The organism is Oerskovia rustica (assembly GCF_014836555.1).
Taxonomy (GTDB): domain Bacteria; phylum Actinomycetota; class Actinomycetes; order Actinomycetales; family Cellulomonadaceae; genus Oerskovia; species Oerskovia rustica.
This window is the reverse complement of record NZ_JACSQQ010000019.1, coordinates 12,695-24,965: the sequence shown is the minus strand read 5'-3', so window position 1 is coordinate 24,965 and position 12,271 is coordinate 12,695. Positions and strand designations below refer to the sequence as shown.

Annotated in this window: 6 protein-coding genes; 2 read left to right on the top strand and 4 right to left on the bottom strand. The window is 72.6% G+C overall.

Annotation, left to right across the window (positions count from 1 at the left end; all coding sequences use genetic code 11):
• Positions 1-38 precede the first annotated feature (38 nt).
• On the top strand, positions 39-647 hold the full coding sequence (locus H9652_RS12130; protein WP_191796483.1) for a hypothetical protein: 609 nt from the start codon (positions 39-41) through the stop codon (positions 645-647).
• Complete coding sequence (locus H9652_RS12125) at positions 644-1,435, top strand: glycosyltransferase (protein WP_191796482.1); 792 nt, start codon at positions 644-646, stop codon at positions 1,433-1,435. The genes H9652_RS12130 and H9652_RS12125 overlap by 4 nt, the downstream gene beginning before the upstream one ends.
• 9 nt (positions 1,436-1,444) lie before the next feature.
• Here H9652_RS12125 and H9652_RS12120 read toward each other — a convergent pair whose 3' ends face one another.
• From H9652_RS12120 to H9652_RS12105, 4 genes are all read right to left on the bottom strand, one after another.
• Positions 1,445-1,966: a hypothetical protein gene (locus H9652_RS12120; RefSeq protein ID WP_191796481.1), complete on the bottom strand. Its 522-nt coding sequence runs from the start codon at positions 1,964-1,966 to the stop codon at positions 1,445-1,447.
• The gene (locus H9652_RS12115; protein WP_191796480.1) at positions 1,963-3,198 is read right to left on the bottom strand and encodes a zinc-dependent alcohol dehydrogenase; all 1,236 of its coding nucleotides are present in this window, start codon (positions 3,196-3,198) and stop codon (positions 1,963-1,965) included. The genes H9652_RS12120 and H9652_RS12115 overlap by 4 nt, the downstream gene beginning before the upstream one ends.
• Before the next feature lie 75 nt (positions 3,199-3,273).
• A complete protein-coding gene (locus tag H9652_RS12110; protein ID WP_191796479.1) occupies positions 3,274-4,365 on the bottom strand; it encodes a YihY/virulence factor BrkB family protein in 1,092 nt (363 codons plus the stop codon).
• 232 nt (positions 4,366-4,597) lie between these two features.
• The gene (locus tag H9652_RS12105) at positions 4,598-12,109 is read right to left on the bottom strand and encodes a DUF5979 domain-containing protein (protein WP_191796478.1); all 7,512 of its coding nucleotides are present in this window, start codon (positions 12,107-12,109) and stop codon (positions 4,598-4,600) included.
• Positions 12,110-12,271: the final 162 nt, after the last annotated feature.

Below are 12,271 nucleotides of genomic sequence, written 5' to 3'. Positions count from 1 at the left end.
GCTGAGCGGGACTCCGCGGGAGTCGTTACGTTTGCTCGATGACCGCCGGCGAGATCGAGAGACGCTCCACGGTGTCCACCGCCGTGGGAGACGTCGTGCGCGTCCTCGCAGGGATCGCGATCCCGGTGGGCTCCCTTCTCTACGGGCTCGTGGCGACCGCCCTGCTCTCCCTCGTCCTGCTGGGCGCGGTGATCCCCCGGGCCGTCGGTCTCAAGGGGCCGCTCGATCCGCTCGTCGGCCTCGTCCTGAGCGCCGCCGCCTGGATCGCGCTGCTCGACCTCTACGCCCAGCTCTCCTGGCTCGACCTCGCGGTGCACCTGGTGGCGACCGCCGTGCTCACGGTCCTGGCGTATGCGGTCCTCGTCTTCCTGGGGGCGCTTCCCTCGCCCGGGCCCCTGCTCGACGGCCTGGGCGGCAGACCCACCCGCTCTGTCATGGACGGCCTCTCGCGCCCTCGGCTCGGCGCCGTCGTCACGGCGACGGCGCTCGGGGCCCTGCTCGCCCTGCTGTGGGAGGTCGGCGAGTGGGCGGGCACCACGTTCGTGGACCCTGCGATCGCCGTGGGCTACCTCGACACGCTGGGCGACCTCGTGGCAGGTGGGATCGGGGCACTCGCCGCCGGCGTCCTCCTGGTGCGCGGGTCATGAGCCCCACGTCCCGGGCCGACGCGTTGCCGTTGACCGTCGTCATTCCCGTGAAGGACGACGCACGGCACCTGGAACGTTGCCTCGAGGCCATCGCCCGGCAGAGCCGGCCACCCAGCGAGGTGGTGGTGGTCGACAACGCCTCGACGGACGACAGCGCCGACGTGGCTCGGCGGGCGGGCGCCCGGCTGGTCGTCGAGCCGTCGCCCGGCATCCCGGCGGCCGCCTCGACGGGCTACGACGCCGTGGCGTCCGGTGTCATCGTGCGCTGCGACGCGGACACGATGCCCCCGCCGGACTGGCTGGAGCGCGTGCACGAGGCCTTCGCGGCGGACCCTGGTCTGACGGCACTCACCGGCTCCGGGCGGTTCTACGACCTGCCTGTCGTCCGTGCTCGCCTCGCGCAGCTCTTCTACCTGCGCTGCTACTACTGGGGGATGCATGCCGCGTCGGGCAACGTGCCCCTGTGGGGGTCCAACATGGCGATCCGTGTCGACGCGTGGCGCGAGGTCAGGCATCTCGTGCACCGGGACGACCCGCACGTCCACGACGACACCGACCTGAGCCTCCAGCTCGGGAGCGACGCTCGTGTGCGCTACGACGGTCGGCTGGTCGTCGGGGTCTCGGGGCGCACGTTCGAGTCCCGGCAGGCTCTGGCCCGACGGTTCCGCTGGGCCTGGCACACTCTCGCCGTGAACTGGTCGATCAGCCCGCCGTGGGAGCGATGGGCGGCGCGGATCACCGAGCGGCGGCGCGCCAGGCGCGACCGGTCGTCCCCCACGGCGCCGTGAGCCGGGCGACTACCCTCCCCCGTCGGGCGACCGGCGCCGGAACACCCTGGCGTGCAGGATCTCGAGCAGGTCGGAGAGCACCCGGACCTGCTCGTCCGCCTGGGCAACCAGGCCGTCGAGGTCCACGACCTGCTCAGGGGTGAGACCCAGGCCCGTGCTCTGGGCCAGGAGGGTCTGCCACCCGCTCTTCTTCCCGGTGACCGCACCCCGGAGCAGCTCGACCTCGAGCAGTGCGCTCAGCGGCGACGTCCGGCTCACGTGCCCGTTGGGCTTGAGGCGTCCGATCCGTTCGGCGACGGCCGCACCGACGACCTTGTACGTCCGGACGGGGAGGTCGAGCCGGTGCACGCACCGGACCAGCCATGCTCGCTCGTCCTCGAGCTGGCTGACGAGCGGAGCGATCGCGTGGCCCACCACGGTGCCGTCGTACACCTTCGCCATGCGCCGGACCCGCTGCACCCCCACGGTCGCCCCGGCCACGTGGTCGTCGAGATAGATCGCGAGCAGGCGGGTGTCGACCGGCGTGGTCATCGCGACCCCGTGTCGTCCGGAGCGTCCGGAGCGGACGCCGTCCGCACCGTGGGGTCCAGGACGACCTTGATGCACCCGTCCTCCTTCTTCTGGAAGAGGTCGTAGCCGCGGGGTGCGTCCTCGAGCGACAGCCGATGGGTCCGCAGGTCGAGGACGCCCAGCGGGTCGGCCGGGTCGGAGACGAGGGGCAGCAGGTCGTCGATCCACCGGCGGACGTTCGCCTGTCCCATGCGGAGCGTGACCTGCCGGTCGAAGAGGTCCATCATCGGCAGGGGGTCCTTGGCGCCGCCGTAGACACCGGCGATCGACAGGGTGCCTCCGCGGCGGACGAGCGAGATCGCGGTGAGGAGCGCGGCCAGGCGGTCGACGCCCACCTTCTCGTTGATCGCGCCGGCGACGGTGTCCGGCAGGACTCCTGCCGCCTTCTGGAACAAGGACGCCCCTGGAGACCCGTGGGCCTCCATCCCGACGGCGTCGATCACCCCGTCGGCGCCCCGCCCCTGGGTCAGGTCCCGGACCGCGCCCACGACGTCGTCGACCACCGACAGGTCGACGACCTCGATCCCGTGCCGCCTGGCCATCTCCAGGCGCTCGGGCACGAGGTCGAGCCCGACGACCTGCCCGGCCCCGCGATGCCGCGCGACCCGCGCAGCCATCTGACCGATCGGTCCGAGCCCGACCACGGCGACCGTCCCGCCGGGCGCCACCGCCGCGTACTCGACGGCCTGCCACGCGGTCGGCAGCACGTCCGACAGGTAGAGGTACCGCTCGTCCGGGCCGTCGGCGGGCACCACGACGGGGCCGTAGTGCGCCTGCGGTACCCGGAGGTACTCCGCCTGCCCACCCGGGACCTGGCCGTACAGCTTGGTGTACCCGAAGAGCGCCGCGCCCTTGTCCTGCGAGCGGACCTGCGTCGTCTCGCACTGCGACTGCAGTCCGTGGGTGCACATCCAGCACGTCCCGCACGCGATGCCGAAGGGGACGACGACGCGGTCGCCGACCTTGAGCCGGGTCGCGTTCGCGCCGACCTCCTCGACGACGCCCATGGTCTCGTGGCCGAGCACGTCGCCCGGGTCCAGGTACATGCCCAGCACCGAGTACAGGTGCAGGTCGGAGCCGCAGATCGCGGTCGACGTGACCCGGACGACCGCGTCCGTGGGCTCCTCGATCCGCGGGTCGGGGACCTCCTCGACCGAGACCTTCTCCCGCCCCTGCCATGTCAGTGCTCGCATGTGCGTCGTCCTCTCGTGCGTCGTCCTGTCGGATGGTCGTGCCACGTCCCGGCCGGGAGGTCCCGGCCGCGACGTTCAGTCCCGCCCCGTCGGGGAACCGGTGGACTCCTCCTTCGTCTCCTGCTGCGCGGCCCTGCGGATCTCGGCGCCTCGCTCGACGTCCTCCTGGAGCTTCTGCGCCCGCTTCTCGCTCGCGCGCGTGTCGCGGGGCGGGAGCTGGAGGGACTGCTCGGCCGCGATCCCGCCCTCCAGCTCGCGAGCCCGCTCGAGCTCCGCGTCGAGCTCCGCGCCGAACAGCAGGGCGAGGTTGGTGATCCAGAGCCACAGCAGGAAGACGATGACACCTCCCAGCGCGCCGTAGGTCGAGTCGTACGAGGCGAAGGTCGCGACGTAGAAGCCGAAACCGACCGACGCGAGGACCCAGACGAGGATCGCGACGATCGCGCCCACGCTCAGCCAACGGAAGCGGGGCTGACGGACGTTGGGCGTCGTGTGGTAGAGCACGGCCACGATGAGGATCACCAGCAGCAGCACCACGGGCCACTTGACGACGTTCCACGTCGTCACGGCCGTCGCGCCCAGCCCGACGGCGTCACCGACCGCCCGGGCGACCGGTCCGGACACCACCAGCGCGACCACGACGAGCGCGGCCATGAGCACCACGCCGGCGGTCACCACGAGCATCACGGGCCGGAGCTTCCAGACGGGACGCCCCTCCTCGACCTCGTAGATGCGGTTCATCGACCGCCCGAACGCGCCCACGTACCCGGACGCGGACCAGAGCGCGACGACGACACCGACGACCAGTGCGAGCCCCGCCCGGTCGCTGCCGCCGACGACCTGCTCGACGAGAGGTTCGAGCGTCGACATCGCGTCGGCGGGGACGACCGACGACGCGACGTCCAGCACCTGGTCCACGATCTTCTGGCTGTCACCGACCAGCCCGATCAGCGAGACGACGGCCAGGAGCGCGGGCGCCGAGGCGAGCACGGCGTAGTACGTCAGGGCTGCCGCGAGGTCGAGACACTGGTCGCGCGAGAACTGACGCAGGGTCGTCCGGGCGACGTGCTTCCAGGAACGCACCGGCAGATCCGTGGGCGAGTCCGGCTTGCTCGGGTCGTCGGGAGCGGGCTCCGGGCGCGGCCGGCGAGCGTCTGAGTCGTTCATGCAGATCCTCCTCGTGGGCGACGCGACCGTGCCGAACCCACGATGATGACGGGCGAAGGAGCAGGCCTCCGGCGTGCTGGTCCCGGGAGACCAGGTCGAGCGGTGCGGTGCACCTGGCTCCCGGTCGGCCACTTCCTGACCACCTTCGAACCTAGGCGACCTGGCCCGACTCGCCACCCGGGCGACAGGCTCGTCGGGGCACGCCCCTCTGCCGTGCGCCCCGCCGACCCTGCTAGGCGCCCCGGCGACGCACCGCCAGCAGGGCCGTCGTCCCGAGCACGAGCAGGATCACGGCCAGGGCCACGGCCCGAGCGAGGTCGGCGCCGGTCCCGGGCAAGGCCGGTGAAGCGCCGTCGCACCCTGCCGCGACCGCCACCTCGGCGGGCGTCAGCGCCGTCGTCAGCGCGTTGCGGGCCACGGTCCCGCCGCCCATGCCACCGCTCGTCGGCGACCACGTGTTGACCACCTCCACGGGCTCGCAGACGTCCGGCCCCACGGGGAGGTCGAACTCGACCGACTCCGGGACGGCCGTCGACGGGTCCGTGAGCGTGCTCTCGCCGTCGACGACGATCTGCACCGTGTCCGCGCTGCCCGCGTCCGTCTCGGCCACGACGCAGGTGGCCCCCTGCGGGAGGTCCTCGTACACCGCGACCCAGTCGTCGGACGCGGAGAGCGTGCGGGTGGGTCCGCCCGGGATCACGACGTCGACGAGGTCGCCGTCGACGTCCTGGGTGCACGCGAGCGAGACGGTGAAGACGTCCCCACGGTGCTCGGCGGCGTCGGCACCGGCCAGCGTCTTGACGACGCGGACCTCACCGACGTCGAACGTGTTCGTCACGGTGACGCTCCCCACGTCCCCTGCCGGGACGACGACGGCGCCCGGCTCGCCCTCCCCGACCGCGGAGACCGCCGTGGTGGTCGCGCCGCCCGTCGCCGTCTCGGTGACCTCGCACTGCGCGCCGACGGGCAGGCCGTCGTACGTCACGGGCTCGCCCGGGACGAGCCCGCGCGCGGCGCCGTCGGGGACGTCGACCGGCCGGCCGTCGACGGTGCACGCGAGCGACACCTCGAACGGGCCGGCGCCGTACAGCGCGGCCCCGTCGCCGTCGACGACCTTGTCGACCACGAGCGACCCGAGGTCGAACGTGTTCGTCGCGACGACGCCCACCGTGGTGGGCGCCCCCTCGGCATCGACAGGCGTCACGACGACGTCGGTTGACGGGCCGTCGGTCTCGACGGGCTCGCCGCCGTCGACCGTGACGGTCATGGTCGACGCGGACGCCCCGCCGTCCTCGGTCTCGGTGACCGTGCAGGCCGCGCCGACGGGCAGGTCGTCGTAGAGGACGGGCGTTCCCGGCACGAGCGTGCGCGTGGGTCCGCCGGGCACGGTGAGCGGCTCGCCGTCGACCGTGCAGGTCAGAGTCACGGTGAACGGACCGGCGCCGTAGAGATCGGCGCCCTCGCCGTCGACGACCTTGTCCACCGAGACGGCACCGACGTCGAACGTGTTGGTCGCCGTGACCGTCACGGTGGTTCCTGCGGCCACGGTCACCGGGCTGGGGGCGATCGACGTCGACGTCGCGCCGCCGTCGTCGGGCTCGGTGACGTCGCAGACCGCGCCCGCGGGCAGGTTGGCGACCTGCGCCTCGAGTGGCGCCCCCGCACCGAGCACGACCGTGTCGTCGTAGACGACGCGCGGGGCGCCCGGCCCCGTGCCGTCGTCGTCGAACGTGCACCGCACCGCGAGGGTGAACGGTCCGGCCCCGTAGGTGGGCGCGCCCCGGCCGTCGACGACCTTGAGCAGGTCGAGCCCGCCGACGTCGTAGGTGTTGGTGAGCACGACGTCGTTGGTGCTCTCCCCCGCATCGGTGTCGGCGCCGAGCGTGAGCGTCGTGGACGCCCCGGGCGTGGTCACGGGCGGGCTCGCCTGCTGCGTCACCGTGATGGTGACGGACGAGGCGTTGCCGGTCCCGGTCTCCTCGACCGCGCAGACGGCCCCTACGGGCAGCCCGTCGAGCTCGACCGTCTGGCCGTCCTCGATGTCGACGACCATCGGGTCGTCGGGACCGTAGCCGGTCGCGTAGACCGGCTCGCCGAGGAAGGTGCAGTCGACCGTGACCTCGAACGGGCCGAACGGTACCGCCTGACCGTCCTGGTCCTCGGCGTCCGTCACGACGTCCTTGGACACCTCGATGCTCGCGAGGTCGTAGCGGTTGGTCGCCGTGATCGCGGTGACGTCGGGAGTCTCGCCGATCGTCACGGTGCCGACGATCAGCTCGGTCTGGCCGCCCGTCCCGTCCTCCGTGAGGGTGCACTCGGCCCCGTACGGCAGGTTCGGCACGGTGGACGGCGTGTCACGAGCCACCGTGATCGGGATCGGTTCCAGCACCGTCTCGACCGGCGTGCCGGGCGCCGACGTGCACTGGACGAACAGGTCGAACGTGGCCGGGGCGTTCGCCGCTCCTGCTCCGGCGACCCGCTTGGTCACCTCGAGCGACCCGGTCGCCGTCGCCACACCGACCTTGGTGCCCTCGGTGGGCAGCAGGTTGAGGCTGCCCTGCGGCGTCACGACGACCGCTGACGCCGCGGCCGAGTTCCACGCGATCGACCGGTCGCCGGCCTCGGGCGCGAGGGCCGGGGTCAGGGTCGTGCCCTCGATCGCGATGTACTCCCCGGGCTGGAAGGGGTCGGCCTCGGGGAAGGTGACGACGAACTTCAGCGCCGTGACCGTCGCGAGCAGCGCCGCGTCCTCGGTGCCTGTCAGCTGGACCCAGCCCGTCGCTGGGTCGTCCGTCGGGCAGACCGGCTCGGCCAGGGGATTCGTGAGGTCGTCCATGCAGTAGTCCACGGCCGTCGAGTAGTAGAACGACGCGGTGCTGCCGTCCGGTGCGTTGACGAGCGCGGGCGGCGGGTCGTTCGTGAGGATCGGCGACCACTGCGACCCACGCGGTGACGTGGACGAGGACGACCCGGTGTCCCCCACCGCGGGGAGCCGGTCGTACGCCACGATCTTGCTCATCGGCAGGTTGCCGACGTTGTCGATGCGCACGTGCCACGTCTCCTCGTGCCCCGGCGCGATGACCGGCGTGCACGGGTAGGCGTAGAGCCCCGTCGGGAGCGGCGTGCACTCCACCGGCGGCCCGGTGTACGCCGGGTCCACGACGACGTCGAGCGCGTCGTCGTTCGTCGCCCGCACGAGCTTGGACTGCGCGAGGACCCCCGCGGGGATCGGCGTGACGTCGGCGTCCGCCTCGCACGCCCCCGTCTGCACGTCGAGCCGGGTCAGGCACTGGTCCCACGGCCGGTCGGCCGTCGCACCCGCGGTGTTCGTCACCAGGGTCTGCGGGGCGAGCCCCACACGGAACTGCACCAGGACGGTGATCGTGTAGGTCTGACCGACCCCGAGCACGGTCCCCTCGGGGAAGGCGAACCGGAGCCCGAGCAGGTCCCCGGTCTGGGTGACCGTCACCTCGTCGGGGTCGACGGGCAGGGGGTCGCCCTCCGCAGGGTCCAGGGGCGGACCGGTCAGCAGGTAGGAGTAGGGATCGTCCACGTCGGCCAGCCGGAGCTGGGCGCCCTGGGCGTCGGTCGGCATCGGGGCGTCCTCGACCACGAGCTCACCGATCGCCCGGTTGCCGGTGTTCGTCACGGCGATGCTCATCGGGAAGGTCCCGTCGGGCGGCTGGGTGCCCCCCGAGACGACGCCGTCGAACGCCTTGACCACCTGCACCCCGTTGGTCGCGTGGGCGTAGACGAGCGGGGCCGTCGCGGCGTCGGTCGCGGAGACCGGGACCAGGTCGCCGGACCCCGGGTCGACGACGAGGTCCGCCCCCGTCACGGTGCCGTCCACGGTGTTTGTCGCGACGCCCGGGGCGCTCTCCCCCGGGGCCGGCGCGTTGGCCGCGAGGTCCGTCAGGACCGGCCCGCCCGTGCGCATCCGGTCCCGACGTTCGACCGAGATCGGGACGGTCTGCGTCGGGTTCGCGGGGTTCTCCCAGATCGACCCGTCGGTCCGGCTGAACGTGAACCGCAGGCCCTGCACGTCGGCCGGGGACACGCCGTCGGGCAGCTCGAACGTGGCGACCTCGTCGCCCAGGACCCACGAGCCGCCGTTCACCACGACGCCACCGGGTCCCGTCACGAACTCGCCCCCGGTGAAGGCGTCGACGCGCACCTGCTGGATGGGCGCGGTGAGCGCGGCGCCCGCGAACGCGTCGAAGTCGTACTGGTTCCAGAACCGGGGGTCGTCGTCGACGAGCACCATCTCGACCGCGCGCGACGGCCCGAGGGGCTGTCCGCTGAGCGTCATCGTCACGGGGCCGGTGCTCGGCTCGACGACCTGCGTCGGGTCGAAGGTCTTGCCGACGTCGAGCGTGATCCCCGCGTCCTGCAGTTCCATGCTCGCGTCGTCGTACGCGAGCCGGACGTCCTGGTCCGTGCCGCCGGGGTCGGCGATCGTCGCGACCGCCCCGTCCGGCACCGGGCTGTACCCGGCGACCGTGACGGGCGCCGAGGTGTAGCGGTCGTTCTCGCGCAGCTGCAGCGTGAGGTCCATGCTGCCGGACGCTCCTGGCGCCACGAGACCGTCGAAGGACGTCACGACACCGACGACGTCGGCCAGGTCGCCCGTGCCGAGCGCCTCGGCCTCGGCCTCGGTGAAGCTCGCGGTCGAGCCTCCCAGGTAGGTGAGCGTGACGGTCGTCGTCTCCGCGCCCTCCGGGGGCTCCAGGGCGATCGCCCGCAGCGTGAACGCGTCGAACGGCTTGGTCCCGGGCGCCGTCTGCACGTCGCCCGAGGTCGCGATGCCCGGTTCGACCAACCGGAGCTGGCTCACCTTCGCGGCCGAGGCGTTGGTGCCTGCGATGGTCACGTCGGTCGTCGGGTAGAACTGCGCCGGCGTGTCCGACGGCGGGACCGAGATGGGACCGCCGGTCCAGTCCTTGGCGACGGTCACGTTGAGGGGCTGGTCGATGATCAGCACGTCGGCCGTGTCGGTGTCCGTGTACTGGTTCGAGTCGAACGTGCCGGTGGCGCGCACGGTGTCCAGGACGATCCCAGGGTCCGTCGAGTTGTAGAGCGTGCCCTGGGTCGAGCCCAGCACCGGGGCGTTCGGGTCGGAGCGCTTGACGTCGCGCACCTGGAAGGTCAGGTCGAGGTGGCGACCGTCCGCGAGCGTCGAGCGCGCCACGCCGTCGCCGGGCTGCGGAGCCGTCGGGTCACCCGTCGTGGTGCGGTCGGGCGACTCCTCGTAGGTCAGGCGCACCGACGTCGCCGACGCCTGCTCCTCGGGGGACAAGGTGTACCCCGGGAACGACCCCACGCACGGGCACGGGTCCCCGCTCGCGGGGACCCACGTACCCCCGATGAAGAGCTCGACGCCCGTCACCTGGTCGTAGGAGATCAGCGGGTCGGTCGCGGTGTCGATCGCCTCGACCCGCACGAGGTCGAACGCGTCGTAGAACGAGCCCGCGATCGGGGTGCTCTGCGGGTCGGCGATGTCGGAGATCACCATCGGGTCCACGCCCGAGAAGCCGTTGGTCGACCAGGTGATCTGCGCCGTGACCTGGTCGTCCGAGCGGGCGAGGACGCTGGGCGGGGTGCCGCCGAGGAAGTCCTTGGTGACGAACTCGAGCGCACCCGGCCCGTCCACGGGGAAGGGGTCGACCGAGGCGCAGCCCTGCGCGGGCGGGGTCGGGGCCACCGTGCCCGACGACGCGCTCGACGCACCGCAGTTCTCGATCGGGGTGTCACGGTCGGCCGGGCCCGTGTAGTCGGCCGTGAAGTTGGGCTGGAACTGCGTGCCGGGCGGGAAGCCGTCGCCGGTCGAGTCGTAGACGAACTGGACGCCCTGGGCGCCTGCGGGGAGCTCGCAGCTCACGGTCGCCGGGCCGGTGTACGGCCCGCAGGCCGGCGCAGGCACCCAGGCGCTGCCGTTCCAGTAGTTGACCGTCAGGGTCGAGCCAGCCGGCACGTCGGTCGTGCGCACCGCGGTCGCGGTGAAGTTCGACCAGAACTCGCCGGGGTTCGCCGGGTCGACCGGGTCCTGGACGACGACCTGGTCGGCGTTCGCCGTCGACCCGTCCGGTCCGAACGGCAGGAGCTGGGTGGGGAGCTGCACGATCACGGACTGCCCCGGGACGGCGGGGATCGTCGAGGGCGACATGAGCTTGGTCGTGCTCGTCGCCAACCGGTCGACCAGGGTCACGAGGTCCGCGGGGGCCGTGGCCGGGTCGGCGCTCGGCACCGTGGCCTCGATGGTGTTGGTGTGCGAGACGTCGTCGGTCGTCTGGTCGGGGTCGGTGCCGGCCGTGAACGGGATCGAGGCGGCGGCCCCGGTCGGCAGGTCGCCCGTGAAGACCACCGTGAAACCGACCACGACGCACCCGTCCGGGGGGTTCGGGAGCGCGTTGGGGGCCGTCGCGTCGACCTGGGGGGTCGAGCCGCCGGCGCACGTGAACGTCACGGTCGCGCCGTTCGCGCCCGAGGGCCACTGCACGCCCGTGCCGTCCCCCGTCGGTCCGAACCCGGTGAAGGTCAAGGGATCGTCGCCCTCGAACGGGTTGTCGGTCCCGGGGGCGGGCTCGGTGATCGTCAGGGAGTCGACGGCGGTCCCGGTGTTGGTGGCCCCGATCGTGACGGTCGTCGGGTCGCCCGCAGAGACGGTCGTCGGCGAGAAGCTCTTCGACGCCGTGACGCTGTTGTCCGGCGGGGTGATGACGTACGTGTCGCTCGCCGTCGTGGGAGTGGACTGCTCGTCCGTGTGCGTGACGTACGACGACGCGTCGTTGGTGATCGTGGCGGCGTCCGTGAGGTCGTCGACCGCGTCGCTCTGCTGCACCTGCACGGGCACGCTCGCGGTCGCGCCCGGCTGGATGTCGCCGCTGAACGTGTAGCGCACGCCCTGCACGGTCGCGGGGTCGACCGAGTCGTCGAGCGTCTCCCACGAGTCGCCGTCCCAGTACTGCGTGGTCACGGTGTCGGCGTTCGGGGGGAGCACGACCGTGCCCGCCCCCGTGTACTCGAGGTACGTGAACGGGTTGGGGGTCGCGGTCGGGTCGACCGGGTCCTGGAGGACCAGGGTGTCGACGGGGTCGTTCGAGGTGTTCGTCGCGCCGATCGTCATGGTCGCGGTCGTCCCCGGGGCTGCGAGCGCCCCCGGCGGGTCGATCGACTTGGTCGTCGTCGAGCCGAGGACGAGCGGGACGACCGGGGTGATCGAGTCCGACGCGGGCTGCTGCGCCGCGTTGTCGGCGACGACCGTGGCGGTGTTGGTGATCGGTACCCCGTTCGCGCTGTACGGCAGGTCCGGGGACACCCGGGCGTTGACGATGATCTGGGCCTGTGCGCCGTTCGGGACCTGGGGGTTCGTGTAGGTGACCGTGTCGGCGTCGGCGTCGGCGTCGATCTCGCCGCCCGCCGGGCCGCTCTGGATCGACGCGGAGACGAGCTCGAGGCCGTCGGGCAGCGGGTCGGTGAGCACCGCGTTGGTACACGGGTCGGCGTTGGGGTCCGAGCAGGAGACCGTGATGATCCACTGGACGTCGTCGCCGGGCTCGTAGGGGCCTTGCGAGACCTCCTGCTTGCTGATGCCCCAGTCGGCGGCAGCCGCCGGGATCGCGGGGACGAGGGCCAGCGGCAGGGCCAGCAGGACGGCTCCCGTGGCCGCCCAGGCCCGGCGGGCCCGTACGGACCAGCGCTGCCCGGCCCGATCGGTCCGACGATGCCTCGATCGCTCGTTCCCCATCCCTGTTCCTCCGCTCGTCCGTCAGAGCGGCGCACGCCCTCGTGCACCGTCCGATCCCGTCCTGCCGGCAGGTACCTCGGTCGCCCCGGTCGTCGTCCTGCCGGCTCCGCGGGTCCTGGTCCGCGAGGCCGGCTGGGTCGTGCCGGTCGCCGGGGCGGCGAC